This is a genomic window from Streptomyces sp. enrichment culture, assembly GCF_964272855.1.
Lineage (GTDB): Bacteria > Actinomycetota > Actinomycetes > Streptomycetales > Streptomycetaceae > Streptomyces.
In genome coordinates, this window is record NZ_OZ186847.1 from 4,827,887 (window position 1) to 4,852,364 (window position 24,478).

The 24,478-nt window shown below is 73.2% G+C and carries 20 protein-coding genes and 1 pseudogene; 3 read left to right on the top strand and 18 right to left on the bottom strand.

All coding sequences use genetic code 11. From position 1 onward, the window contains the following. Nucleotides 1-8 precede the first annotated feature (8 nt). Entirely contained in the window at nucleotides 9-989 is a 981-nt protein-coding gene (locus tag ACSU6L_RS21270; RefSeq protein WP_437059035.1) for a winged helix-turn-helix domain-containing protein, read from the bottom strand. A gap of 73 nt (nucleotides 990-1,062) precedes the next feature. Between ACSU6L_RS21270 and ACSU6L_RS21275 the strand changes: the two genes are divergently transcribed. Then, entirely contained in the window at nucleotides 1,063-2,271 is a 1,209-nt protein-coding gene (locus tag ACSU6L_RS21275) for an MFS transporter (protein WP_437059037.1), read from the top strand. On the opposite strand, the gene ACSU6L_RS21280 is transcribed toward ACSU6L_RS21275, so the two are convergent. The 3 genes and pseudogenes from ACSU6L_RS21280 to ACSU6L_RS21290 form a co-directional block, all read right to left on the bottom strand. Next, nucleotides 2,243-2,686: a MarR family winged helix-turn-helix transcriptional regulator gene (locus ACSU6L_RS21280; protein ID WP_437064992.1), complete on the bottom strand. Its 444-nt coding sequence runs from the start codon at nucleotides 2,684-2,686 to the stop codon at nucleotides 2,243-2,245. The genes ACSU6L_RS21275 and ACSU6L_RS21280 overlap by 29 nt on opposite strands. A gap of 80 nt (nucleotides 2,687-2,766) precedes the next feature. Continuing rightward, nucleotides 2,767-2,973 (bottom strand): annotated as a pseudogene (locus tag ACSU6L_RS21285) (MFS transporter); the annotation flags it as partial. Between the two features lie 125 nt (nucleotides 2,974-3,098). After that, the gene (locus tag ACSU6L_RS21290) at nucleotides 3,099-4,190 is read right to left on the bottom strand and encodes a trans-sulfuration enzyme family protein (protein ID WP_437059038.1); all 1,092 of its coding nucleotides are present in this window, start codon (nucleotides 4,188-4,190) and stop codon (nucleotides 3,099-3,101) included. A gap of 79 nt (nucleotides 4,191-4,269) precedes the next feature. Between ACSU6L_RS21290 and ACSU6L_RS21295 the strand changes: the two genes are divergently transcribed. Further along, nucleotides 4,270-5,724, top strand: a complete 1,455-nt coding sequence (locus ACSU6L_RS21295) for a PLP-dependent aminotransferase family protein (protein ID WP_437059040.1) — start codon at nucleotides 4,270-4,272, stop codon at nucleotides 5,722-5,724. A gap of 49 nt (nucleotides 5,725-5,773) precedes the next feature. Here ACSU6L_RS21295 and ACSU6L_RS21300 read toward each other — a convergent pair whose 3' ends face one another. The 9 genes from ACSU6L_RS21300 to ACSU6L_RS21340 form a co-directional block, all read right to left on the bottom strand. After that, on the bottom strand, nucleotides 5,774-7,096 hold the full coding sequence (locus ACSU6L_RS21300; protein ID WP_437059042.1) for a glutamate-5-semialdehyde dehydrogenase: 1,323 nt from the start codon (nucleotides 7,094-7,096) through the stop codon (nucleotides 5,774-5,776). Beyond that, nucleotides 7,093-8,379 (bottom strand): aspartate kinase, encoded by a 1,287-nt coding sequence (locus ACSU6L_RS21305; RefSeq protein ID WP_437059044.1) that lies wholly within the window; start codon nucleotides 8,377-8,379, stop codon nucleotides 7,093-7,095. Before ACSU6L_RS21305 ends, ACSU6L_RS21300 begins: the two co-directional genes overlap by 4 nt. Further along, nucleotides 8,379-9,923 carry an FAD-dependent oxidoreductase gene (locus tag ACSU6L_RS21310; RefSeq protein WP_437059046.1) on the bottom strand — a complete coding sequence of 515 codons (1,545 nt, stop codon included), beginning with the start codon at nucleotides 9,921-9,923 and terminating at the stop codon, nucleotides 8,379-8,381. The genes ACSU6L_RS21305 and ACSU6L_RS21310 overlap by 1 nt, the downstream gene beginning before the upstream one ends. Then, nucleotides 9,923-12,109, bottom strand: coding sequence for a molybdopterin oxidoreductase family protein (locus ACSU6L_RS21315; RefSeq protein ID WP_437059048.1), 2,187 nt, complete (start codon nucleotides 12,107-12,109; stop codon nucleotides 9,923-9,925). The genes ACSU6L_RS21310 and ACSU6L_RS21315 overlap by 1 nt, the downstream gene beginning before the upstream one ends. After that, on the bottom strand, nucleotides 12,102-13,490 hold the full coding sequence (locus ACSU6L_RS21320) for an MFS transporter (protein ID WP_437059050.1): 1,389 nt from the start codon (nucleotides 13,488-13,490) through the stop codon (nucleotides 12,102-12,104). The genes ACSU6L_RS21315 and ACSU6L_RS21320 overlap by 8 nt, the downstream gene beginning before the upstream one ends. 2 nt (nucleotides 13,491-13,492) lie before the next feature. Then, nucleotides 13,493-14,788, bottom strand: coding sequence for a homoserine dehydrogenase (locus ACSU6L_RS21325; RefSeq protein ID WP_437059052.1), 1,296 nt, complete (start codon nucleotides 14,786-14,788; stop codon nucleotides 13,493-13,495). 61 nt (nucleotides 14,789-14,849) lie between these two features. Next, nucleotides 14,850-16,163: an APC family permease gene (locus ACSU6L_RS21330; RefSeq protein ID WP_437059054.1), complete on the bottom strand. Its 1,314-nt coding sequence runs from the start codon at nucleotides 16,161-16,163 to the stop codon at nucleotides 14,850-14,852. Nucleotides 16,164-16,194: 31 nt separating this feature from the next. Further along, nucleotides 16,195-17,343, bottom strand: coding sequence for a homoserine O-acetyltransferase MetX (metX, locus tag ACSU6L_RS21335; RefSeq protein ID WP_437059056.1), 1,149 nt, complete (start codon nucleotides 17,341-17,343; stop codon nucleotides 16,195-16,197). 292 nt (nucleotides 17,344-17,635) lie between these two features. Then, nucleotides 17,636-18,970, bottom strand: a complete 1,335-nt coding sequence (locus ACSU6L_RS21340) for an O-acetylhomoserine aminocarboxypropyltransferase/cysteine synthase family protein (RefSeq protein WP_437059058.1) — start codon at nucleotides 18,968-18,970, stop codon at nucleotides 17,636-17,638. Nucleotides 18,971-19,514: 544 nt separating this feature from the next. Between ACSU6L_RS21340 and ACSU6L_RS21345 the strand changes: the two genes are divergently transcribed. Then, nucleotides 19,515-20,321 (top strand): DUF1963 domain-containing protein, encoded by an 807-nt coding sequence (locus ACSU6L_RS21345; protein WP_437059060.1) that lies wholly within the window; start codon nucleotides 19,515-19,517, stop codon nucleotides 20,319-20,321. A 25-nt stretch (nucleotides 20,322-20,346) separates the two neighbouring features. Here the strand turns inward: ACSU6L_RS21345 and ACSU6L_RS21350 are convergent, their stop codons facing one another. The 5 genes from ACSU6L_RS21350 to ACSU6L_RS21370 all read right to left on the bottom strand — a co-directional run bounded on the left by ACSU6L_RS21350 (nucleotide 20,347) and on the right by ACSU6L_RS21370 (nucleotide 24,004). After that, nucleotides 20,347-20,703 (bottom strand): MerR family transcriptional regulator, encoded by a 357-nt coding sequence (locus ACSU6L_RS21350; RefSeq protein ID WP_437059062.1) that lies wholly within the window; start codon nucleotides 20,701-20,703, stop codon nucleotides 20,347-20,349. A 613-nt stretch (nucleotides 20,704-21,316) separates the two neighbouring features. Next, nucleotides 21,317-21,631 carry an SCO5918 family protein gene (locus ACSU6L_RS21355; protein ID WP_437059064.1) on the bottom strand — a complete coding sequence of 105 codons (315 nt, stop codon included), beginning with the start codon at nucleotides 21,629-21,631 and terminating at the stop codon, nucleotides 21,317-21,319. A 50-nt stretch (nucleotides 21,632-21,681) separates the two neighbouring features. Further along, nucleotides 21,682-22,029 (bottom strand): CBS domain-containing protein, encoded by a 348-nt coding sequence (locus tag ACSU6L_RS21360; protein ID WP_437059066.1) that lies wholly within the window; start codon nucleotides 22,027-22,029, stop codon nucleotides 21,682-21,684. Nucleotides 22,030-22,077: 48 nt separating this feature from the next. Then, on the bottom strand, nucleotides 22,078-23,571 hold the full coding sequence (locus tag ACSU6L_RS21365; protein WP_437059068.1) for a DEAD/DEAH box helicase: 1,494 nt from the start codon (nucleotides 23,569-23,571) through the stop codon (nucleotides 22,078-22,080). A gap of 229 nt (nucleotides 23,572-23,800) precedes the next feature. Then, nucleotides 23,801-24,004, bottom strand: coding sequence for a cold-shock protein (locus ACSU6L_RS21370; protein WP_028799214.1), 204 nt, complete (start codon nucleotides 24,002-24,004; stop codon nucleotides 23,801-23,803). Between the last annotated feature and the right edge of the window lie 474 nt (nucleotides 24,005-24,478).

Consider the following 24,478-nt stretch of genomic DNA (forward strand, 5'->3'; position numbering starts at 1 on the left):
GGCGGATGCTAGTCCCGCCGCGTGCCGGACGCCTCGATGAGCACGTCACCGGCTGACGTCCGCGCGTACAGCACCGAGCGTCCCGCCCGCCGCCGGTCCACCAGGCCCGCGTCGAGCAGCACCCGCAGGTGCCGTCCCACCGAGCCGAGCCCCTGCCCGGTCACGGCGGTCAACTGGGTGGTGCTCATGGGGGAGTCCAGGAGGGCCAGGACGGTGGCGCGGGCGTGGCCCAGCAGGGCGCCGAGGCTCGCGGGCACGGGCGGACCGGTGTGGTCGTCGGCGAGCGGGCCGGCGCACGGGTAGACGACGGCGTACCGCAGGCGCTCCGGTTCCTCCCAGGACACCCAGCCGGTGCGCGGGGTGACGGGGACGAGCAGCAGCTCGGCGCCGGAGATGTCCCGCGGCGGGTACTCGTGCCGGTTGACCTGGAAACGGCTGGCGCCCAGCCAGCGGGTACCGGGGCGCAGTGCGTCCAGTACCGCCGCCCAGCCGCCCTGGCTCATCCGCGCGGTCCGCGCCACCACGTCGGCCTCCAGGACGCGGCGGCGACGGGCCCAGTACGGCCGTACGGTCTCGGACCAGACGTACTCGAGGAGCGTCGCCGCCCGGTCCGGCAGGTCGTCGCGGTCCAGGTCGGCGGGGAGCGGGCCGGCCAGGGAGACCCGCAGGTGGGCGCGGGCGGTCGCGGGGTCGGTCGCGCGGACCCGGGCGACCGCCCGGGCGAAGTCCTCGCCGTCGTGCGGGGTGGGGGTGAGGAAGTCGGCGATCCAGTCCCGGCCCAGCCCGGCACCCACCAGCAGCGCGGTCACCGGGTCGGCGGCCAGGCGGGCGCGGTAGCCGGGGAGATGGGCGCGCAGCCAGGCCTGTTCGCCGGGGTGGGCGCCGGTCGCGGCGTGCAGCAGCTTCAGGCTCGCGAAGGTCTCGGCGTACGGGGAGAGCAGGAAGCGGCTGCGGGCGAGGGTGTCGGCGTCGACCTGCCACCAGCCCATGCCCGCCCCCCGGTTGGTTTCGCGTGTGCGCGAAACAATAACGGTGCGGTCGTGGGCGTCACAGACTCCCCGCATGCGCAGATCACCGGGCTATGCAGGCCTCTTCCGTACACCCGAGTTCACTCCGCTCTTCCTCTCCTCCGCCGCTCAGATCGGCGCCCAGACGCTCGGCGGGCTCGCGCTCGGCACGCTGGTGTTCCGGGCGACCGAGTCGCCGCTGCTGGCGGCGGTGAGCATGTTCGGGCCGTCGCTGGCCCAGGTCGTCGGGGCGGCCTTCCTGCTGTCCGGGTCGGACCGGCTGCCGCCGCGCGCCACGCTCGCCGGGGTGGCGCTGGCGTTCGCGGCGGGTACGGCGCTGCTGGCGGTGCCGGGACTGCCGGTGTGGGCGGTGCTCGCGGTGGTGTTCGCGCAGGGGCTGGTGGCCTCGCTGGGCGGGGGAGTGCGGTGGGGGCTGCTGACCGAGATCCTGTCCAAGGAGCGGTATCTGCTGGGGCGTTCGGTCTTCAACATGATGAGCGGGCTCGCCCAGATCTGCGGATACGCGGCCGGCGGAGTCGTGGTCGCCGTCCTCACGCCGCGTACCGCGCTGCTGCTGGCGGCGCTGCTGTACGCCGGGGCGGCGCTCGGGCTGCGGCTGGGGCTGACGGCCCGCCCGCCGCGCGCGGCCGGCCGCCCCTCGGTCCGGGCGACCTGGCGGGCCAACTCGCTGCTGTGGTCGTCCCCGTCGCGCCGCTGCCTGTATCTCGCCCTGTGGGTGCCCAACGGGCTGATCGTCGGCTGCGAGGCGCTGTACGTCTCCTACGCGCCGGAGGCCGCCGGAACGCTGTTCGCGTGCGCGGCGCTGGGCATGTTCGCCGGGGACGTGACCGTGGGGCGGCTGCTGCCGCCGGGGCGGCGGGCACGGCTCGGGGTACCGCTGCTGTTGCTGCTCGCCGGGCCGTACCTGGTGTTCTTCCTGCGGCCGCCGGTGCCGGTCGCGGCCGTGCTGGTGCTGGTGGCGTCCGCCGGGTTCGGGGCGAGCCTGGTCCAGCAGGAACGGCTGGTCGCCCTCACCCCGGACGAACTCTCCGGTCACGCCCTCGGGCTGCACTCCGCCGGGATGCTCACCCTGCAGGGCGTGAGCGCGGCACTGGCGGGCGCGGTGGCCCAGCTCACCTCCGCCGGAACGGCGATGACGGTGATGGCGGTGGCGTCGGTCGCGGTGACGGCGGTGCTGGCACGGGGACTGCGGGAGGCCCGGCGGGACGCCCCCGCTACGGGCGCGGCGGCTCCGGCTCGCTGAACACCTGGGGCACCTCGTTGTCCTCGACGACCCGGGCGAGCAGCGCGGCCAGCTGCTCCCGCTCGGCGGGTGCGAGGCCCGACGGCAGTTCCTCGATACGGCGGCACGTCGCGTCGTAGAACTCCTTGGCGAGCGCCGCGCCCTCCTCGGTCAGGCCGACCCGCACGGCCCGCCCGTCCCGGGGGTCGGCCTCCCGCCGGACCAGCCCGCGCTGCACGGTGCGGTCCACCAGCCCCGTCAGACTGGACTTGGCCAGGCCCAGCATCGCGCCCAGCTCGGACATCCCGTACGGCTGCGGCATCAGCACGCACAGCAGCTGGCCCTGCTGCGGGGTCAGCCCGAACGCGCGGCCCGACTCGGCGTACACGGCGTCCACCAGGAACGCGGACCGCACCAGTGCGGCCACGACGCCCATCTGCTCACCTGCGGCTACGGCTTCGCCCATTCGGCCAGGGTACCGAGCGCGGCCTGCCGTGAGCCCGGCCGGCCGCCACCTCAGTCGGCCAGGACCTTCCGGGCCTCGGCGGCCGGGCGCGGCTCGGCGGGGGCGGCCCCGGCGGTCCGCATCCGGCCGTACGCGTAGACGCACCCGGCGAGGGCGAGGTCGGACAGCAGCATGAACCCGATGGAGTAGGAGCCCCGCGCGCTGTACACCGCGCCCGTCACCAGCGGCGGCACGAAACCGCCGAGGCCGCCCATCGCGAGTACACGCTCTCCCGACAGGGCGTCGCCGGCCACTCCGAGCAGGCCATGCAGGCCCTGTGACCTGCTGCGGTGGGTGCCCGAGGAAGTGCCGGGCACCCTCCGGGCCGGGGCGTCGTAGGCGGCTACCAGGGTGACGGCAGCGCGTGGACGAAGTCGGACCAGAGGTGGTCGGGGTTCTCGATGCCGACGGAGACGCGGACCGTTCCCTCGCCGGCGCCCACCGCCCGCAGCACCGAGCTGTCGGGGTGGTGGACGAGGGTCTCCATGCCGCCGAGGGCGGTGCTCGACTGGGCCAGCGTCACCCGCTCGACGAACTGCCGGGCGGCGTCGCGGCCGCCGGCGATGCCGAAGGCGAGCAGCCCGCCGAAGTCCCCGAGGAGCCGGGCCGCCACCCGGTGACCGGGGTGGCCGGGCAGGCCCGGCCAGTGGACGGCGGCGACCGCCGGATGCGCGGCGAGGCGCCGGGCGAGGGTGCCCGCGTTCTCGCAGTGCTGGCGCATCCGCAGCGGCAGGGTGCGCAGCCCGCGCAGGGTGAGCCAGCCGGTGAACGGGTCGCCGCCCTGCCGCAGCGCGCGGACCCGGTCGCGGACCCTGCGGTGCTGCCGCTCGTCGGCGAAGACGGCGATGCCGCCGGTCATGTCGGTGTGGCCGCCGATGTAGGCGGTGGTGGAGTGGATGACGACGTCCGCGCCGTGCTGGAGCGGCCGGCACAGCACCGGGGAGGCGAAGGTGTTGTCGACGACCGTCATCAGCCCGGCCTTGCGGGCGAGGCCGGTCATGGCCGGCAGGTCGCAGACGTCCGCGAGGGGGCCGGCGAGGGTTTCCACGTACAGCAGCCGGGTGGTGGGGCGGATCGCCCTCGCCACCTCCTCGGCGCTGCGGCCGGACACGTAGGTGACGCTCACGCCACGGCTGCGTTCCAGCGCGCGGAACCGCGCCAGGCTGCCCCCGTACGGGGAGCACTGCGCGATGGCGTGGTCGCCGGGACGCAGCCGGCAGGCGAGCACGCCGTCGAGGGCGGCCGCGCCGGTGGCGGTGGCGAGCGCGGCGGCGCCGTCCTCCAGATCGGCCATGGCGGTCTCCAGAGCCTGCGGCGCGCGGCGGGTGAGGCCGCGGTCGCCGGAGTGCACGGCCAGGGATTCGAGCGTGCCGGTGCGTCCAAGAGACCGGCTGGGGTCGCCGGGCCGGTCGTGAAGCAGCGGGGAGAGGGTCATGTCGGCGATCCTCACCGCCGTACTCGGGTCAAGGCAGTGCCAATCTCGTTATATTGGCTCACTGATGAAGCCAATCGACGTGGATCTTCTGGTTTTCCAGCTCGGCCGCTGGTCGGCCGGGCGCGGCCCGCTGCATCTGCTGCTCGCCCGGCGGCTGCGCGAACTCATCGACGCGGGTGATCTGGCCCCGGGCACCCGGCTGCCGCCGGAGCGTGAGCTGGCCCAGAGACTGGCCGTGGGCCGGGCCACCCTGGTCGCCGCCTACGAACCGCTCCGTCTGGAGGGGCGGTTGCAGCGGCGTCAGGGCAGCGGCACCTGGGTGACCCCGTCCGCGCCGCACGACGGCGACACCAAGGCCCCGGGCCAAGCCGGCACCGCGCACCCGATGTTCCTCAACTTCCTCGAACCGCCCGACGGCGTACTCCAGATGGCCTGCGCCGCACCCGACGCCCCGCCCCCGGAACTCCTCGCCGCCTACCAGGCCGGACTGTCCCGGCTCGCCGCGCCCTCCCCGGACCTCGGCTACCACCCCGCCGGGCACCCCGACCTGCGCGCCGCGCTCGCCCGCCACTACACCGGACGCGGCACGCACACCGACCCCGAGCAGATCCTCGTCACCACCGGCGCCCAGCAGGCACTGGCCCTGCTCGTCCGGCTGCTGGTCGCACCCGGCGACCAGGTCCTGGTCGAGGCGCCGACCTACCCCGGCGCGCTGGAACTGCTGCGCGAGGCGGCCGCGGTCGTCCGGTCGGTGCCCACCGGCACGGACGGCCTGGACGCGGAGGCGTGGTGCCGCGCGGTCGCCGAGCACCGCCCCGCGCTGGCCTACCTGGTGCCGACCTGCCACAACCCGACGGGCACGGTCGTGCCGTCCCTGATCCGCCGCCGCCTGGTCGAAGCGGCCCGCCGGCACGACGTACCGCTCATCGACGACGAGGTGCTCGGCTCGCTCACCTTCGACGGAACCGCACCGCCCGGACTGGCCGCCTTCGACACCGACGGCCAGGTCATCACCGTCGGCTCGCTGAGCAAGCTGGCCTGGGGCGGGCTGCGCATCGGCTGGATCAGGGCCAAGGCGTCGCTGGTGTCGCGGCTGGCCCGGCTGAAGGCCCCGCAGGACTTCGGCAGCGACGTCCTGTCCCAGCTGGCCGCCGCCGAGCTGCTGCCCGGCCTGGACGACCTCGCCCGGCAGCGCGCCGAGCAGCTTCGCGGGCGCCACGACCACCTGTGCGCCGCGCTGTCCCGCCGGCTGCCCGACTGGGACTTCCGGCCCGCCGAGGGCGGCCAGACCCTGTGGGTGCGGCTGCCCGACGGTGACGCCTCGACGTTCGCGCAGACCGCGCTGCGTCACGGCGTCGCCGTACTGCCCGGCGCCTCGCTGCACCCGGCGGGCGGCGACGCGGACCGGCTGCGGCTGCCGTTCCTGCTCGCCGAGGACGAGCTGGACGAGGCGGTGAGCCGGCTCGCCGCCGCCTGGCGCCGGTACCAGAAGGACGAGCCCGGCCGCGTGGTGATGAACGGGCTCGCCGTCTGACACCCCGGACGCGTGGCGCGGGACCACGGGACGGTCCCGCGCCACCCGCTCAGCCGCCGGACAGGGCGTCACAGCTCAGGCCGGGGGCCGCGGGCGCGGCGCCCCGGATGTGGCCGTCGCCGGTGAGGACGTACTTGGCGGTGGTCAGCTCGGCGAGCGCGATCGGCCCGCGGGCGTGGACCTTCTGCGTGGAGATCCCGACCTCCGCGCCCAGCCCCATCTCGCCGCCGTCGACGTACCGGGTGGAGACGTTCACGGCGACGACCGCGGAGTCGACCAGCGAGGTGAACCGCTCGGCGGCCGCCGCCGACCGCGTGACGACCGACTCGGTGTGCCCGGAGCCGTACCGCCGGATGTGCGCGACCGCGTCGTCCAGCGAGTCCACGACCGCCGCGGAGATGTCCGGCGACAGGTACTCCGCCGCCCAGTCCTCCTCGGTGGCCGGCACCACGGCTCGGTCGTACCCGGCCACCCGCGCGTCACCGTGGACGGTGACCCCCGCCTCGCGCAGCGCGGCCAGCGCGGCCGGCAGGAACGTGTCGGCGATCTTCGCGTGGACCAGCAGCGACTCCGCCGCGTTGCACGTCGAGGGGCGCTGCGCCTTCGAGTTGAGCAGCACCGACAGCGCCATGGCCGGATCGGCGTCCTCGTCGACGTAGACGTGGCAGTTGCCGATGCCGGTCTCGAGGACGGGCACGGTGGCGCCCTCGACGACGGTGCGGATCAGGCCCGTTCCGCCGCGCGGGATCAGCAGGTCGACCAGCCCCCGGGCCGTCATCAGCTCCCACACGGAGGACCGGTCGTCGCCGGGCACCCGCTGGACCGCGTCGACCGGTACGGCGGTGCCGGCCAGCGCGCCCCGGATCACCGCGATCAGCGCGGAATCGGTCGCCCGCGCGACGGAGGAGCCGCGCAGCAGCACGGCGTTGCCGCTCTTCAGGCAGAGGGCGGCGGCGTCGGCGGTGGCGTTCGGGCGGCCCTCGTAGACGAAGGCGATCACACCGAGCGGCACCCGGATCCGCCGCACGTCCAGGCCGTTGGGGAGGACGGAGGAGTACGTCGTCTCGCCGACCGGGTCGGGCAGCGCGGCCACCTGCCGCACAGTGGCGGCGACCCCGGCGATGCCCGCCTCGTCCATCCGCAGCCGGTCGAGCACCGACTCCGGCTTCCCCGCGGCCAGCGCCGCCTCGACGTCCCGCCGGTTGGCCTGAAGGATCTCGCCGGAGCGGGCCAGCAGGGCGTCGGCGACCGCCTCCAGCGCCGCGTCCTTGTCGGCGCCGGACAGCGTGGCCAGCGGCACGGCCGCCCGCCGGGCCGCGGCGGCCGCCTCCAGGACCCCGCCGCGGGACGCTGTGGGTGACTTCTCGCTCATCGGCCGGTCCCCGCGTGGACGACGGCCTCGGCGCCGTCGGAGTCGAGTCCGAAGGCGCTGTGCGCGGCGAGCACCGCGGCCTCCAGGTCGTGGATGTGGACCAGCACCGAGATACGGATCTCGGAGGTGGAGATCATGTCGATGTTGATGCCGGTCTCGGCCAGCGCGGAGAACAGCGTGGCCGAGACGCCCGGGTGGGAGCGCATGCCGGAGCCGACCACCGACAGCTTGCCGATCCGGTCGTCGTGCCGCAGGTCCAGGTAGCCGATCCGGTCCTTGAGCCCTTCGACGACGCTCAGCGCCGCGGCGCAGTCGGCGCCGGCGAGGGTGAAGGAGATGTCGGTGAGCCCGGTGGCGGCCGCCGACACGTTCTGCACGATCATGTCGAGGTTGACGCCCGCCTCGGCGAGGGCCGTGAAGATGACCGCCGCCGCCCCGGTCTTGTCGGGGACGCCCCCGATGGTGACCTTCGCCTGGCTCCGGTCGTGCGCGATGCCGGAGATGACCGGCTGTTCCATGTTCTCTCCTCCTGCTGCCGTCTTCCCGACTCCTCGGTCGGTGACCCAGGTGCCGTCCTTCTCGCTGAAGGACGAGCGCACATGGATGGGGACGCCGAACCGGCGGGCGAACTCCACGGAGCGCAGATGCAGGATCTTCGCCCCGTGCGCGGCCAGTTCGAGCATGTCCTCGGCGGCGATCCGGTCGATCCTCCGCGCCGCCGGGACGATTCTGGGGTCGGCGGTGAACACGCCGTCGACGTCCGTGCAGATGTCGCAGACGTCGGCGTCGAGCGCGGCGGCCAGCGCCACCGCCGTGGTGTCGGAGCCGCCGCGGCCGAGGGTGGTGATGTCGTTCGTCTCGCGGCTCACGCCCTGGAAGCCCGCGACGATGACGATCGCGCCCTCGTCGAGAGCCTCCCGCAGGCGCTTGGGGGCCACCTCGGTGATGCGCGCCCGGCCGTGCTCCGCGTCCGTGATCACACCGGCCTGCGAGCCGGTGAACGACCGGGCGTCGTACCCGAGGTCGCCGATGGCCATCGCCAGCAGCGCCATGGAGATCCGCTCGCCCGCGGTGAGCAGCATGTCCAGCTCGCGGCTGTGGCCGTCCGCGCCGACCTCATCGGCGAGGGTGAGCAGGTCGTCCGTGGTGTCGCCCATGGCGGAGACCACGACGACGATGTCGTCGCCGCTCTCGCGGGCCGCCACCACGCGGCGGGCGACCCGCTTGACGGACTCGGCGTCGGCCACGGAGGAGCCGCCGTACTTCTGCACGACAAGGGCCATCAGGGTTCCTTTCGGTGAGTGTGGCCGTGGACCTCGGCAGAGGGGACGGCGGGATCGGCGGGCCGGGCGAGGAGTTCCTCGACGAGCGGGCGGCAGCTGCCGCAGCCGGTGGTGGCCCGGGTCCGGGCGGCGACCTCGGCGACGTCCCCGGCACCGGCCTGCCGGCACCGCGTGATCGCGTCCTTGGTGACCGCGTTGCACTGGCAGACCACGGCGTCGCCGGGCAGGCCGGCCGCGCCGGGAGCGACGCCGGCCGCCGCCCCGCCCGGTTCGGGGAACTCGGGGAACAGCAGCAGCCGCCGGTCCAGCGGGGCCTCGGCCTGCCGGTCGAAGAGCCCCGTGACCGTGCCGGCGCCGGCCGTGGCGCCCGTGCTGCCGCCGAGCAGGATGGCGCCGGTCACCCGGTTCTCGCGCAGGACCAGCTTCTGGTAGGTGCCGCGCCGGGTGTCGAGGAAGCGGACCACCTCGGGCGGAGCGCCCTCTTCCGCGAGGTACGCGTCGTCCTCGGTGAGCTGGGTCTCGCCCATCGTCGTGAGGTCGACGCCGGCCGCCTTCAGGCGGGTGACGATCCGCGAGCCCCGGTACGGCACGCCCTGCGGGTCCTGGGTGATCGCCCGCGCGGCGACCGCGGCCTGCTCCCAGGCGGGTGCCACCAGGCCGTGCACGGTGCCCCGGTGCTCCGCGCAGTCGCCGACCGCGTACACGTGCGGATCCGCGGTACGCATCCGGTCGTCCACCACGACGCCCCGGCCGACGGGCAGCCCGGCCGCCTCGGCGAGGCGGGTGTCGGGCTGGGCACCGCACGAGACGACGAGCAGATCACCCGCGAGGTGCCGCCCGTCGGCGCACTTCACGCCGGTCAGCCGCCCGTCCTCGGCGGTCACCTCGGTGACGGCCGCGCCGAGTTCCACGGCGATGCCCAGCCGGTCCAGCGCCTGGCCGAGCACCCGCCCGGCCGCCGCGTCCAGCTGGCGTTCCATCAGGCGGTCGGCGGCATGCAGGACCCGCACCTCCAGACCCCGCTGCGCCAGCCCCCGCGCCGCCTCGATGCCGAGCAGCCCGCCGCCGAGCACCAGGGCGCGCGGCGACCGCCCCGAAGGCGCCGAGGCCACGGCGGCCTCCGCCAGGCCGAGGATGCGGCGGCAGTCGGCGAGCGTGCGGAACGCGGCGGTGCCGGGGTGCGGGCGGCCGTTGTCGCCGACCAGGCCCTTGACCGGCGGCAGCCAGGCGACCGCGCCGGTGGCCAGGACCAGCGTGTCGTAGCCGGTGACACCGCCGTCGTCGGTGGTGACGGTCCGCGCGGCCCGGTCGACGGCGGTGACCCGGACGCCCGTCACGACGGCGGTCCCCTCGTCCTGCCGGGGCAGCTCGATGGAGCCCTCCGTCGCGCGGCCCGCCAGCAGATTCGTCAACAGCACGCGGTTGTAAGGCCGGTGGGGTTCGGCGCCGACGAGGGTGATCCGCCAGCCGGGCCGCCGGGCCCGGATCTCGTCCGCCACGCGGTGCCCCGCCATACCGGCGCCCACGATCACGACGTGCCGCATCAGATCCGCTCCAGCCGGACCGCGCTCACCTTGAACTCCGGCATCCGCGAAACCGGGTCCAACGCGTCGCCGACCAGCGAGTTGGCCCGTCCGGCGCCGCCCCAGTGGAACGGCATGAACACGGTGTCCGGGCGGACGGCGGACGTGAGCCGGGCCTCCGCCTCGGCACTGCCGCGCCGGCTGACGACCCGGACGAGCTCCCCCGCCGAGATCCCCAGCCGCCGAGCGAGATCGGGATGGACTTCCACGAAGGGCCGCGGCGCCGCCTCGGCCAGCGCCGGGACACGCCGCGTCTGGGCACCGCTCTGGTAATGCTGCATGATCCGTCCGGTGGTCAGGAGGAGGGGATGCTGCGAGTCGGGTTCCTCCGCCGCGGGCCGGTGCTCCACCACCACGAACCGGGCACGGCCGTCCGGGTGCGCGAACGCGTCGAGGAACACACGGGGCGTGCCGATGACGCCGTTCCGGGCGCGGGCTTCGGTGCCGGGCGCGGCCGCGGCGCCGCCCTCCGGCGCGTCCTCGCCGGCCGGAGCCGGCCAGAAGACCCCGTTCTGCCGGTCGATACGGTCGTACGTGATCCCCGAGTAGTCGGCGGAGCCGCCCCTGCTCGCCCGGCGGAGTTCGGTGAAGGCGGCGGCCGGGTCGGTGGGGAAGCCGGTCGGGTGGCCGAGGCGGCGGGCCAGTTCGGAGAGGGTCGCCAGGTCCGTGCGGACACCGGGCGGCGGGGCCTGGAGCCGGCGGCGGCGCAGGACCCGGCCCTCCAGGTTGGTCATGGTGCCGTCCTCCTCCGCCCACTGCGCCGACGGCAGCACGACGTCCGCGAGCGCCGCGGTCTCGCTGAGCAACGGGTCGGCGACGACGAGGAGTTCCAGGGCGCGCAGCCGCCGCTCGACGTGCCGGGCGTTGGGGGCGGACACCACCGGGTTGCTGCCGAGGACGAGCAGGCCCCGCGGTCCGCCCGGCGTGCCGAGCGCGTCGAGCAGTTCGTACGCGCTCGGCCCGGCGCCCGGCAGCGCGTCCGGGTCGACGCCCCAGACGCGGGCGATGTGCCGTCGGGCGGCGGGGTCGTCGATGCGCCGGTACCCCGGCAACTGGTCGGCCTTCTGGCCGTGTTCCCGTCCGCCCTGCCCGTTGCCCTGGCCGGTCAGGCACGCGTAGCCGGAGCCGGGTGTGCCGGGCAGGCCGAGGGCGAGCGCGAGGTTGATGAACGCGGAGGCGGTGTCGGTGCCCTTGCTGTGCTGTTCGGCGCCGCGCCCGGTGAGGATCACCGCGTGGCGGGCCGCGCCGAGCAGCCGGGCCGCGCGGTACTGGTCGGCGACCGGCACCCCGGTGATCCGCTCGACCCGCTCCGGCCAGTACGCGGCGACGGCCCGCCGCACCTCGTCGAACCCGTTCGTGCGCCGCGCGACGTACGTCTCGTCGAGGAGGCCGGTGTTGACCACGATGTGCAGCAGGCCGTTGGCCAGCGCCAGGTCGGTGCCGGGGACGGGCCGCAGGTGCAGGGTGGCCTGGGCGGCCGTGGGGGTGCGCCGGGGGTCGACGACGACGAGGGCGCCGCCGGCCCGCCGCTGTTCGTTCAGGTACCGGGCGAACGGCGGCATGGTCTCCGCCGGGTTGCCGCCCGCGAGCAGGATCGTGTCGGCGGCGGCGACGTCGGTCAGCGGGAACGGCATACCGCGGTCCAGCCCGAACGCCCTGAGCCCGGCGGCGGCCGCCGACGACATGCAGAAGCGGCCGTTGTAGTCGATGGCCGCCGTGCCGAGCACGACCCTGGCGAACTTGCCGAGGAGGTAGGCCTTCTCGTTGGTCAGCCCGCCGCCGCCGAAGACGGCCACGGCGTCCCGCCCGTCCCGCCGCTGGATGTCCCGGACGCCCCGTACGACCCTCTCCAGGGCCTCATTCCAGGTGGCGGGCTCCAGTTCACCGCCCTTGGCGCGGCGGACCAGCGGAGTGGTGAGCCGGTCGGGTGAGGTGAGCAGGTCGGCGGAGGTCCAGCCCTTCTGGCACAGCCCGCCCTGGTTGGTGGGGAAGTCCCGGGCCTGGACGCTCACCCGGCCGGCGCCGTCACGGCTCAGCAGCATGCCGCACTGGAGCGCGCAGTAGGGGCAGTGGGTGGCGACGGTGCCGGGCGCCACGGAGGACTCCGGGCCGGTGGGCTCGGCGATGCGCACAGTGGACTCAGACATCGGCGGCCGCCAGGCTCGGCACGCGGCCGACGGCGAAGCTGCGCCGCAGGTAGCAGAACCAGGTCAGCGCGAGGCAGACGCCGTAGAAGGCCGCGAAGGCGAGCAGCGCCGCCCCCGAGTCGCCCGTGCCGGCCACGGAGGACCCGAACGCGCGGTTGACGAGGAAGCCGCCGGCCGCGCCGACCGCCGAGGTGAGGCCGAGGGCCGCGGAGCCGTCCCGTCGGCCCCGGGCGAGCGCGTCCCCCCGCGCCGCCGGGTCGTCGCCGGGCACGTCCCGCAGCGCCCGCGCGCGGAAGATCGCCGGGATCATCCGGTACGTGGAGCCGTTGCCGAGGCCCGCGGTCACGAACAGGAGGAAGAAGGCGAGGAGGAAGGACGGGTAGTGGTGGGAGCGCAGCGCGGCGAGCGCCCCGAGTACCGCCACCGCCATGGCGAGGAAGTTCCACGCCGTCACCCGGGCGCCGCCGAACCGGTCGGCGAGCAGCCCGCCCAGCGGCCGGGTGCAGGAGCCGACCAGGGCGCCGAGGAAGACGTACGACGCCGCCTCGGTGCCCGGGAACTCCAGCGACACCAGCAGCGGGAGCGCCGTGGCGTATCCGATGAACGAGCCGAACGTGCCGATGTAGAGCAGCGAGACCAGCCAGGTCTGCGGGTCCCGGGCGGCCCGGCGGGCGCCGCCCGTGTCCGGGCGGGCCGCGCGCAGGTTGTCCATGCGCAGGAAGGCACCGAGGGCCGACACCAGGATGAGCGGCACCCAGAACAGTCCGGCGGCGGCGAGCCCCAGGGCCCCGGTGATCAGCGGCAGCACGAGCTGCACGGAGCTGACCCCGATGTTGCCGCCCGCCGCGTTGAGGCCGAGCGCGAGGCCCTGCCGGGAGGCGGGGAAGAAGTGGGTGATGTTGGCCATGCTGGAGGCGAAGTTGCCGCCGCCCAGCCCGGCGGTGGCGGCGATGAGCAGGAACATCCAGTACGGGGTGTCCGGGTCGTCCACGACGGCGCTCAGCAGCACGGCGGGCACCAGCAGCAGCAGGGTGCTGGCGACGGTCCAGTTGCGGCCGCCGAACCGGGCGGGCGCGAAGGTGTACGGCACCCGCAGCACGGCGCCGACCAGGTTGGGCAGGGCGACCAGCCAGAACAGCTGGTCGGCGGAGAACCGCCGGTCCGACAGCTCGACCGCGACGACGCTCCACAGCGTCCACACGGTGAAGCCCAGATGCTCGACGACGACCGACCAGGTCAGGTTGCGCCGGGCGGTGCGGCGGCCGCCGCCCTCCCAGAAGGAGCGGGACTCCGGATCCCAGTGTTCGACCCAGCGGCCGCCGTTCCGGACGGCCGGCGGCGCACCGCCGCCGGGCTCGGGAACGGTTCGTGTCTCGGGCATGGTCAACGGCCCCTGCCCGCGCCGAATATTCGGATGCCGCGGTTCAGACCGCGCACCGACTCCAGCGACCGCAGATCCTTCACGACCGCGCCGATCGCGGCGTCCGTCGCGGTTTCGGTGGTGACCGTGAGGGTCGCCTCCGCGCCCAGGACGTCCTGGCGGATGGTGACGAGGGAGACGCCGTGCGCGCCGAACGCCGCGGCCACCTCGGAGAGCACACCGGGCCGGTTGGTGACGAGCATGCTCAGGCAGTGCCGGGCACCGACCTCGTCCATGGGGATCAGACGCAGGTCGGCGGCGGGCGGCTGGTGGTGCTCGGTGGTGCCCGCCACCCGGTTGCGGCAGACCGCGACCAGGTCGCCGAGCACCGCGCTGGCCGTCGGCGCGCCGCCCGCCCCCTGCCCGTGGAACATCAGCTCCCCTGCCGCCTCGGCCTCGACGAAGATGCCGTTGTACGCGCCCCGGACCGCGGCCAGCGGATGGTCCGCGGGCACCAGCGCCGGCAGCACCCGCGCGCTCACCCCGGCGTCGGTCCGCTCGGCCACGCCGAGCAGCTTGATCACCGCGTTCTCGTCCGCGGCGTGGGCGATGTCCGCCGGGGTGACGGCGGAGATCCCCTCGCAGTGGACGTCGTCCAGGGACACCCGCGTACCGAAGGCCAGCCGCGCGAGGATCGCCACCTTCGCGGCGGCGTCGTGCCCCTCGACGTCGGCGGTGGGGTCGGCCTCGGCGTACCCCAGGCGCTGCGCCTCGGCGAGCGCGGTGCGGAAGGTGCCGCCGGAGGTGGTCATCCGGTCGAGGATGTAGTTGGTGGTGCCGTTGACGATGCCGGCCACCCGGTGCACCCGGTCGCCGGCCAGGGACTCCCGCAGCGGGCGCAGCAGGGGTACGGCGCCCGCCACCGCGGCCTCGTAGGCCAGGTCCACGCCGTGTTTGTGGGCGATCTCGTGGAGTTCGGCGCCGTCCGTGGCGATCAGCGCCTTGTTCGCCGTGACCACCGAGGCGCCGGCCTCCATGCCCGACGTGAGCAGGGACTTCGCCGGCTCGATACCGCCGATCAGCTCGACGACGACGTCGATGTCGCCGCGCGCCACCAGCCGGGCCGGGTCGAGGGTGAACAGAGCGGGGTCCAGCCCGTGGGTCTCCGGGCGGGGGCGGCGGACGGCGATGCCGGCGAGCTCCACCGGTACGCCGATCCGGGCGGCCAGTTCGTCGCGGCGGGAGACCAGCAGCCGGGCCACCTCGGACCCCACCGAGCCGAGGCCGAGCAGGGCGACGCGCAGAGGGGTGAGTCTCATGGGAGGTCTTCTCCAGGGCGGTCAGTCGGCCGAAGCCGGGCAGCGGAAGAGATCCGCACGGTCATTTGGAGGGGACGCCGTCGGCGGTCAGCGCGGCGGCGTCGGCGGGGGCGGCGGGGACCCCGCCGGCGGCCCGGCGGCGGCGCGCGAACTGGAAGAGCTTGGCGCCGGCCACGAGGGCGACGGGCAGCACCAGGAAGGCGCCGTAGAAGACGAAGACGACGAGGACGACGGCGAGCGCGCCGAGTGCGCCCACCTGGCCGAGGCGGCTGCCGCGCAGCAGCTTCACGGCCGCGGACAGACCGGCGATGTACACGGCGACGAAGCACGCCGAGGCGGCGGACATGATCGGGTCGAGGCCGATGTCCGCGACGGCGGCGGTCAGCAGCAGGGCGGCGACCAGGGCGGCGAGCACGGAGAGACTGCGCTTCGGGATCTCACCGGCCCGGTTGCCCGGCGCCAGCCAGGACGGCAGGTCGCCGTCACGGCCGAGCGCCGCGCCCAGCCGGGAGCCGCCGGCGATGTAGGAGTTGGTGGTGGCGAAGGTGAGCAGCGCGGCCGCGACCGCGGTGACGGCACTGGCCCAGTCGCCGATGCCGCGTTCCAGCAGCAGGGTGAGCGGCACCCCGGACCGCTTGGGCTCCGAGCCGAGCACGGCGACGCTGGTGAACGCGACGCCGAGGTAGAGCACCGCGACGACGACGATGGTCAGGGCGGTGACGATGGGCAGCTGGCGGCGCGGGTTGCTGAACTCCCCGGACAGATGGGAGACGGCCTCCCAGCCGGAGAAGGCGAAGAACAGCAGGGTGGCGGCGTGTCCGACGGCCAGCCAGCCGTGCGGGGCGAACGGGGTCAGGTTGTCGCCGCTCGCGTCGGGCGCGGCGATGACGATGGCCACCACCATCAGCGCGGCGAGCAGCCCCACCAGCATCAGCTGCAGGCCGCCGGAGAGCCGCAGGCCGAGCCAGTTGCTGGTGAAGGAGCCCAGCAGCAGGAGCGCGGCGACGGCGAGCGTCATGCCGTGACCGCCGCCGAGCGCGTCCGCGACGTAGGCGCCGCCGACGATGGCCGCGCTGGTCACGCCCGCCGGCACGGCGAAGTAGAAGAGCCATCCGACCGGTGCGGCGGCGCTGGGGCCGAACGCCTTGGCCGCGTAGGTGGCGACCCCGCCGCCGTCCGGGTAGCGCATGCCGAGCGCCGCGAAGGCGCCGGCGACGGGAACGCAGAAGGCGACCAGCGCGCCCCACGCCACCAGCGAGGCGGGCCCGGCTTCCTTGGCCGCGAGGGCGGGCAGGACCAGGACGCCGCCGCCGAGGACCGCGCCGACGAACAGCGCGGTGCCTTGAGCCACCCCGATACGGTGACTGTTACTCATCAGATCTTCCTTTGCGGCTCGTCCGCCCCGGTCAGCGGGGCGTGAGGGTGCGGGAGGAGGGGTGGGGGGCCGCGCCGAGACCGCGGAGGAACTCCGCCATCGCATCAAGGAACGGCGGTACGTCCAGCAGGAACGCGTCGTGCCCGGCGTCGCTGGTCTCGTCCTGGTCGTGCCGGGCCGGCACCCCGCGGGCCGCCAGTTCCGCCTGGATCCGGCGGCTGTGATCGGGGCCGTACAGCCGGTCGTGGGTGAAGCTGTACAGCCTCACCCTCGGCCGCACGTCGACCGTGCCGAGCGCGTCCGGCACCGAGAACGCGTCGAAGCGGTCCATCGCGCTGGTCAGCCGCAGATAGCTGTTGGCGTCGAAGCGCCGGACGAACTTGTCGGCCTGGTGCTCCAGGTAGCTCTCCACGGCGAAGTCCCCCTGGACCACGGTGGAGTGATGGAAGCGGGTGCCGGGCCGGCGGCCGTCGCGCCCGAACTTGCGCTGCAGGGACGCCTCGGACAGATAGGTGAGGTGCGCGATCATCCGGGCGATCCCCAGGCCGTCGCGGGGGCCGCCGCGCCGCGGGTAGCGGCCGTCGAGGAACTCCGGATCACTGCGGATGGCCGCGCGGGCGATCGCGTTCCACGCCAGGTTGTCCGCGCTCTGCCGCCCGGTCGCCGCGGCGATGAAGTAGCCGTCGGCGTCGGCCGGGTGGCGCAGCAGCCACTCCAGTGCCTGCATGCCGCCGACCGACCCGCCGATGACCGCGCGCAGCCGGCGGATGCCGAGGGTGGCGACCAGCTCCCGGTGGACGGCGACCATGTCGGCGATGTCCACGGAGGCGTGCGGGGTGCCGGAGGGCCACGCGGCGGTGGTGCCGGCACAGCCGCCGAGCACGTTCGCGCAGATCACGAAGAGACCGTCGGTGTCGACCGGCCGACCGGGCCCGACCATGACGTCCCACCAGCCGGTGCTGTCCTCGGGATGGTGGCGGGCCACGTGCGAGTCCCCGGTCAGGGCGTGGCAGACGAAGACAGCGTTGTCGCGGGCGGCGTTGAGCTCGCCGTAGGTTTCGTAGGCCACCCGTACCTGCGGGAGGATCACTCCCGATGTGAGGCGCAGCGGGCGGTCGGCCGAGAAGAGTCGCCGGTGGGAGACGTACTGGCCGACCGGCGCCGGGCAGTCGATGGTCACGGTGATCCCCTGATGTCCGGTGGGTCGGTGGTGTCCGGCCGGCTAGGCCCTGTCGTTTGGATCAGGCCGGCTGTGAGGGACGGTGCGTCTTGGCCGAGCCGAGCGGGGTCTGGTGCGTGCAGCTGCAAGGCGGAGGAGGGAGCCGACGCGGCGCGATGGGGGTGCCCCCGCGGGAGCTCGTCCGAGCGTGGGGGAGACCGACGACAACGCGGCTGGGGGTCCCCCCTGCTCGAAGAGCTTGGGGGAGTGCGTGCCAGGCCCCGCGACGCCGGGGTGATCCAAACGACAGGGCCTAGGCGGCGTCCAGTGCCTGCGCCAGGTCGTGGATCAGGTCGTCGGGGTGTTCCAGGCCGACGGAGAGCCGCACCGAGCCCTGGGTGATGCCGGCGGCCAGCAGATCGGCCTCGGGGAGCTGGCGGTGCGTGGTGGAGGCTGGGTGGGTGGCCAGTGACCGGACGTCACCTACGTTGCTGACGTGCGAGAAGAGCTTCAGCGCCTCGATGAACCGGGCGCCGGCCTCGCGCCCGCCGGCCAGCTCGACGGTCACCATCGGACCGGTGCTGTCGCCCAGGTAGCGCAGGACCTGCTTGGCCTCCTCGCCCTCCGCGAGACCGGGGTGGCGTACGAGGGAGACCTTGGGGTGCCCGACGAGGAACTCCGCGACCTTGCGGGCGTTCTCGGAGTGGGCGGGCATGCGCAGCGGGAGGGTTTCGATGCCCTGGAGGATGAGCCAGGCGTTGAACGGGCTCATGCTCATGCCGAAGTCGCGGAGCAGGGTCTCGCGGGCCTTGAACAGGTAGCTGCTGCGGCCGCGGCTCTCGGGCAGGTTGCGGGCCTGCTCGCCCCAGACGACGTTGCCGTACGCCGGGTCGGGCCGGGTCATCAGGGGGTGGCGCTCCGACGCGGCCCAGTCGAAGTTCCCGCTGTCCACGATGAGCCCGCCGAGCGCGGCGCCGTGCCCGCCGAGGTACTTGGTGCCGGAGTACACGGTGACGGCCGCACCGTGCTCGAACGGCCGGCAGGTGAAGGGCTGCAGCGTGTTGTCCACGATGAGCGGCACCCCGTACCGGGCGCCGACCTCGGCGACCTCGGCGATGGGGAAGATCCGCAGCCGGGGGTTGGGCAGGGTCTCACCGAAGTAGAGCCGCGTGCGGTCGTCGGTGGCCCGGCCGAAGTTCTCCGGGTCTTCCGGGCTGACGAAGCGGGTCTCGATGCCGAAACGTTTCAGCGTGGCGCCGAGCAGGCTCCACGAACCACCGAACAGCTCCTTGGACGCCACGACGTTGTCGCCCGCCTCGACCAGGTTCAGCACCGCCAGCGTCACCGCGGCCTGCCCCGTCGCGGCACTGAGCGCGGCCACACCGCCGTCGATCTGCGCCATCCGCTCTTCGAGCACGTTCAGCGTGGGGTTCCCCAGCCGGCTGTACGCGTGCCCGTTGTGCTGCAGCCCGAAGATCCCGGCGGCCGTCTCGGCGTCCGGGAACTCGTACGCCGCCGTCATGTGGATCGGCGTGATGAGCGGGGCGTTGAGCCCCATGCGTATCTCGCGGCCGCCCTGGATGACCGCGGACTCGCGCCGCGCGTAACCACGCGCACCGAACAGCTCTTCTTCGTGATGAGACAGCAAGTGATCCCCCATTGATCAGCAGGCAGCGACGAACGCGACCCGCCCCACGCTAGGAGCGCCGTACAACACGCCTCAACGTGATGATCATCGCCGCCCAGTTGGCTGAAAGTGCCTGGCGGCGGGCTTGTCGGCTCGCTAGCGGGAGTGTTTGTGATGCTCCGTCAGTCGCCGTTTCCGGACCCTCCGCCGGGGCGCGCCGACCGGTGTGCGGACTGGCCGTGGCGACATTTGGTACAGACCTCTGGTGGGGTGGGAGGGGGCTCGGTCGGTGGGGGTGGTTACACGTTCAACCGGGGCTGAAAAGCTGCGCGGGAGCGGGCTGTTGAAGTCGACACATAGACAAAAAGCTCCGCTGGTTCACGTGTGGGAAATGCGGAATATCAGGTTCCGCCACTTGATCGGAAACACGGGGTTGCGGTGAGCCAGGGGGCACGGCCCCGATGTGCCGGAAGCATTGTCGGCGGGGCGTACTAACGTGCCCGCAGCGCCCAGCCGCCCCATGGATCTCTGTATGCCTGTACGCCTGTACGCCCGAGGAGCCACGATGTCCGGAACCACCCCCGAGCTGCCCGCGAAGGATCTGCTCACCCTGATACCGGAGTACGCGGGCCTCGCCCGGGAGACCGTCCTCCTCAACCCCGAACCCGGCGAGCCCGGCGTGCGGGAGAGTTCGCTGGGCGGTGAGCTGCTGTGGCCCGCGGACGAGCCGTGGCCGTACTGCGCGCAGGAAGACCACTGGACGTTCGGGTCCGACTTGCGCAACCACACGGAGATCGTCCCGGGCGCGGTGCCGATGGTGCCGATCCTCCAGTTGTTCGCCCGGGACGTACCGGGGCTGGAGTTCCCGGAGGGCAAGGACCTGCTGCAGCTGGTGTGGTGCGCGCTGATCCACGAACAGGATCCCGGCCCGGTGATGCCGAAGCTGTACTGGCGCAACGAGGCGGAGGTCGTGGCCGGCGGGCTGCTGTCCGAGGCCCCGGTGGTGAGCGAGGGGGAGTACGACGAGGACAACATGCCGGAACCGTCCACGCTGTCCCCGACCACCGCGGAGGACTTCCCGAGGTGGCTGGACCTGCCCGAGGACATGTGGGAGACCTGGGAGCCACGTCTCCGTGCGGCCACGGGCCGTGCCGTGTGGCCGCCCGACTCCAACATCATCGGGACGAAGGTCGGCGGCTGGCCCGCCTGGACTCAGCCCGCCGACTGGCCGGACTGCGAGAGCGGACACCGCATGGAGCACCTTCTGACCATCACCGGCGACATCCAGCTGGGCGACTGCGGCGGCGTCTACTTCTTCCACTGCCGCCAGTGCCCCGGCCTCCCGTGGGACTGGCGCTTCGACTGCCACTGACAGCCGCCTGAACGCGGCCTTGTGATCAGGCCGAACCCACACCCGGACCCGAACCGCCGGACGTCTCGTTCGCGGCACGGCGGTACTCGGCGTTGATGCGCTGAGCCTCCTCGAGCTGGTCCTCGAGGATGATGATGCGGCACGCGGCCTCGATCGGAGTTCCCCTGTCGACGAGCTCGCGGGCACGGGCGGCGATCCGCAGCTGGTAGCGGGAGTACCGGCGATGTCCGCCCTCCGAGCGCAGCGGAGTGATCAGACGGGCCTCTCCGATGGCTCGGAGGAAGGCAGGAGTGGTGCCGAGCATTTCGGCGGCCCGGCCCATGGTGTACGCGGGGTAGTCGTCGTCGTCCAGACGATCGCTGAGCGGAGTTTCTGCTGCCATGTCACCTCGTTGTGAAACGCGTCGAGGGGCCCTGGTGCCGTACGGCACCAGGGCCCCGAAGGAAATGAAACACCATCTGTCGGCCCTAATGCTCTGCCGACCTTCTGTTTCCGCTACCCGGCCCGGCAAGGGGAGGGGTGCGGGGATCGCGGCTGCGTGACCGGGGACCACCATCCATTCCGGGGTCTTGCGGTACCCGGACCGAGAGCTTCCCGGGCCGGGCGATCCTGATGGCGTCTGCTCCTCCGTCCTTTCTCGTACCGACCACTTGGATGAACGGGTACTGCGTACTGCGTAGGTGGTGCTGTTCGCGGCCCCTCGACCAGCGGGCTGCGAACGTACGTACTACTACCCGCCAGTTCGTGTCTGCCGGGTCTCCTTGACCGTGTCAACGAGACAAAGACTAACCACGCCGTGAGTCAATGTCTACTCTGACAAGAGTAGATTTTTTCGTCTACACAGGTCACATGAGACCTGTGCCTGGGAGCCGCTTCCCGGTCGGGATCTTCGCCCGGACGCCGAGGCACCGGGGCGGTGACATGACGGTGAGGGCCCTGCCGACGCGCGTCGGCAGGGCCCTCACCGGGTCTTGGGCGGCGGTGCTCGCCCGGGCTCACACCTCCAGGGAGGCGGCGCCTCCGAACAGCGCCGCAGCGGTCCGGAGCGGGGCGGGGACACCCGTCGGCGCGGTCTCGGGGCGCTTGTGGCAGGTGAAGCCCAGGCGGGTCATGGCCCGGACGACTTCGCCGCCGGTGAAGTCGCGGCGGTCCTGCCCGGTGATGATCTGGCCCACCTGCCCGACCGGGTAACGGCGGCGGCCGACGGTCACGGACTCACCCGTCACGAGCTCGGGCGTGACGTCCTTCATCGAGGCCAGCACCCCGTTCCTGGTCAGCTCGAACGGGTACCGGGCGATGACACAGCGCATGATGCCTCACACAGAAGAAGGGGCGGGGAGGGCCGCCCGGGCGAAGTGGATCAGTCGGCGAGGTCGAGGACGCCCAGGGGCCGGCCATGCTCCCCGACGGCGCCGTGACGAGCGCCGGGTGAGGTGAACGGTCCGGCGAGGAAGTCCCGTAGACGGATCCGGTCCGTGTAGACGGGGCTGTCGCGGAGAACGGCGAGCCGGGCAAGGGTGATCAGGCCCGTGCTCTGGTCGTCCCCGTCGCACAGGACGAGGTGATCGACACGGGCACCGGCCATGAGGGACAGAGCCACCTCGACCGTCATGTCGTCACGGACCCGAGGTCCGGACGCCGCCCTGTCGTCGACCACGAACTCGGGGGAGCGGTCCGCTGCCTGGCGCTGCGATTTCGCCGTCGTCACAGATGCCTCCTGCCGGAAGGGATGGGCTGGCTGGTGATCACGGCGGCTCTAGGCGGCCGAGCCGGAGCCGGTCCGCCGCTGTGTCCTGAGGCGCGCCGCTTCGCCGACGGGTCGGCTCCGGGCGGCGTGCCCCCGGCGGCCCCGGCGGCCCTGGGGCGAGGCAGACGCGTCGCGGGGACGTTCCACGCCCGGCGCCGTGACGACGACCGGGACACCGGAAGGGGCCTGTGCACCGGTGATGCGGCTCAGTTCGGCCTCGCCCGAACGTACCCGGGCGACCCGGGGGGTGATGCCCGCGGAAGCCATCAGACGGGTCATGCCGCGACGCTGGTCGGGGGTCACCAGGGTGACGACGCTGCCGGACTCGCCGGCGCGGGCGGTACGACCGCCGCGGTGCAGGTAGTCCTTGTGGTCGCTGGGCGGATCCACGTTGACGACCAGGTCGAGGTTGTCGACGTGGATCCCGCGGGCCGCGACGTTGGTCGCCACCAGCACCGTCACATGCCCGCTCCTGAACTGGGCCAGGGTCCGCGTGCGCTGCGGCTGGGACTTGCCGCCGTGCAGGGCCGCGGCGCGGACACCGCTGCTCAGCAGGTGCTTGGTCAGCCGGTCCACCGCGTCCTTGGTGTCCAGGAACATGATGACTCGACCGTCTCGCGCCGCGATCTCGGTGGTCGTCCGGTGCTTGTCCGCGTCGTGCACGTGGAGTACGTGGTGCTCCATCGTGGTGACCGCGCCCGCGGACGGGTCGACGGAGTGGACGACCGGGTCGGTCAGGTAGCGGCGGACCAGCAGGTCGACGTTGCGGTCCAGGGTGGCCGAGAAGAGCATTCGCTGCCCGTCCGGACGCACTTGGTCGAGCAGGGCGGTGACCTGGGGCATGAAGCCCATGTCGGTCATCTGGTCGGCCTCGTCGAGGACCGTGATGCCGACATCGTCCAGCCGGCAGGCGCCCCGGTCGATGAGGTCCTTGAGCCGCCCGGGCGTCGCGACGACCACCTCGGCACCGGTGCGCAGCGCACCGGCCTGCCTGCCGATGGACATCCCGCCGACGACGGTGGCCAGCCGCAGACCCACAGAGCGGGCGTATGGACTGAGCGCGTCGGTGACCTGCTGGGCGAGCTCACGGGTGGGGACGAGGACGAGAGCGAGCGGCTGCCGCGGCTCGGCACGCCGCCCCGCTGTACGGGCCAGTACGGCGAGGCCGAAGGCGAGGGTCTTGCCCGAGCCGGTCCGGCCACGGCCGAGTACGTCACGACCGGCCAGGGAGTTCGGCAGGGTCGCCGCCTGGATCGGGAACGGTACGGTCACGCCCTCGTGGCCGAGCGTGGCCAACAGCCGGGCGGGCATGGCGAGGTCGGCGAACGCCCCGACGGCGGGCAGCGCGGGCGTGATCGTCTTCGGCGGTGCGAACTCGCCATGGACGGCCCGACCGGCCTGGCGACTTCCGTGGCCCCTCGAACGGCGCTGACCACTGGATCGGTCGGCGCCGGCACCCCTTCCGAGCCGGTCGGATGTGCGGGATGTGCGGGCACGCTTCATGCGGAACCTTCCTCGATGGGCGCGCATCAAGGAATTCCCGCAGCAGATGAGCGGCGCAGAGAATCTCGAGACGTCCCGGAGTCGATATGGGGCGAGCCGGACCGGCGTGGAATGTTCATGCGGTCGGTGACGCGTCAGTTTCCCGTCGCGCGCCCGGAAAATCAGCGAGCTGGGGCCCGCACCCCAGAGGTGCGGGCCCCAGCTGCGAAGTAATGCGTCGGCGCCGGTGTCAGGCGGGGACGATGTTCTCGGCCGTCGGGCCCTTCTGGCCCTGCGCGATGTCGAACGACACCTTCTGGCCTTCCAGCAGCTCGCGGAAGCCCTGGGTGGCGATGTTCGAGTAGTGGGCGAAGACGTCGGCGCCGCCGCCGTCCTGCTCGATGAAGCCGAAGCCCTTTTCCGCGTTGAACCACTTCACGGTGCCAGTAGCCATGTCATTTCTCCTTCGGAGACGGTGTCAGGAATTCGCCCTGTGCGAATTCCGTGTCGCCGTGATGATTACCCCGTCGGAAATGAACCTTCTGGCAACCACACCTGCAACTGAGATCGACAGTAGCACGGTGCGGTCGGTTCTGTGCGGTTGATAATTCCGACCCGGCCGGGGGTCGAGAATTACTCGCCGGACCCTGCAGCTATTTCTCCTGTCGCGGATACAGATATTGCCCTGCGCGGGAGCGGCGTTTCCTGCCGTGCGTTTCCGCCCGCGGCGCTGTGACCTCCGTCGACGGGAGAAACGCCGCTGCCGCCGTCGTCAGGGCAGGGCGCAGTGGTGAACGCGTTGGGATGCCACTACCGCGACGTAGGTCACATCCCTGCGAAGAGCGCGAGGATCAACTTCCGCGCAGGTGCGTCCATCGGCAACTCATCCAAGGCCCGGATGACGGCTGACCCGGCGGGAGAACGACCT

What these genes read in the sequence shown, in the direction of transcription:
- ACSU6L_RS21325 (WP_437059052.1), bottom strand. Translation starts at nt 14,788, where the DNA reads ATGAGACTCACCCCTCTGCGCGTCGCCCTGCTCGGCCTCGGCTCGGTG.
- ACSU6L_RS21345 (WP_437059060.1), top strand. Translation starts at nt 19,515, where the DNA reads ATGTCCGGAACCACCCCCGAGCTGCCCGCGAAGGATCTGCTCACCCTG.
- ACSU6L_RS21300 (WP_437059042.1), bottom strand. Translation starts at nt 7,096, where the DNA reads ATGAGCGAGAAGTCACCCACAGCGTCCCGCGGCGGGGTCCTGGAGGCG.
- ACSU6L_RS21365 (WP_437059068.1), bottom strand. Translation starts at nt 23,571, where the DNA reads ATGAAGCGTGCCCGCACATCCCGCACATCCGACCGGCTCGGAAGGGGT.
- ACSU6L_RS21355 (WP_437059064.1), bottom strand. Translation starts at nt 21,631, where the DNA reads ATGCGCTGTGTCATCGCCCGGTACCCGTTCGAGCTGACCAGGAACGGG.
- ACSU6L_RS21290 (WP_437059038.1), bottom strand. Translation starts at nt 4,190, where the DNA reads ATGACCCTCTCCCCGCTGCTTCACGACCGGCCCGGCGACCCCAGCCGG.
- ACSU6L_RS21315 (WP_437059048.1), bottom strand. Translation starts at nt 12,109, where the DNA reads ATGTCTGAGTCCACTGTGCGCATCGCCGAGCCCACCGGCCCGGAGTCC.
- ACSU6L_RS21305 (WP_437059044.1), bottom strand. Translation starts at nt 8,379, where the DNA reads ATGGCCCTTGTCGTGCAGAAGTACGGCGGCTCCTCCGTGGCCGACGCC.
- ACSU6L_RS21270 (WP_437059035.1), bottom strand. Translation starts at nt 989, where the DNA reads ATGGGCTGGTGGCAGGTCGACGCCGACACCCTCGCCCGCAGCCGCTTC.
- ACSU6L_RS21350 (WP_437059062.1), bottom strand. Translation starts at nt 20,703, where the DNA reads ATGGCAGCAGAAACTCCGCTCAGCGATCGTCTGGACGACGACGACTAC.
- ACSU6L_RS21310 (WP_437059046.1), bottom strand. Translation starts at nt 9,923, where the DNA reads ATGCGGCACGTCGTGATCGTGGGCGCCGGTATGGCGGGGCACCGCGTG.
- ACSU6L_RS21370 (WP_028799214.1), bottom strand. Translation starts at nt 24,004, where the DNA reads ATGGCTACTGGCACCGTGAAGTGGTTCAACGCGGAAAAGGGCTTCGGC.
- ACSU6L_RS21275 (WP_437059037.1), top strand. Translation starts at nt 1,063, where the DNA reads ATGCGCAGATCACCGGGCTATGCAGGCCTCTTCCGTACACCCGAGTTC.
- ACSU6L_RS21280 (WP_437064992.1), bottom strand. Translation starts at nt 2,686, where the DNA reads ATGGGCGTCGTGGCCGCACTGGTGCGGTCCGCGTTCCTGGTGGACGCC.
- ACSU6L_RS21320 (WP_437059050.1), bottom strand. Translation starts at nt 13,490, where the DNA reads ATGCCCGAGACACGAACCGTTCCCGAGCCCGGCGGCGGTGCGCCGCCG.
- ACSU6L_RS21330 (WP_437059054.1), bottom strand. Translation starts at nt 16,163, where the DNA reads ATGAGTAACAGTCACCGTATCGGGGTGGCTCAAGGCACCGCGCTGTTC.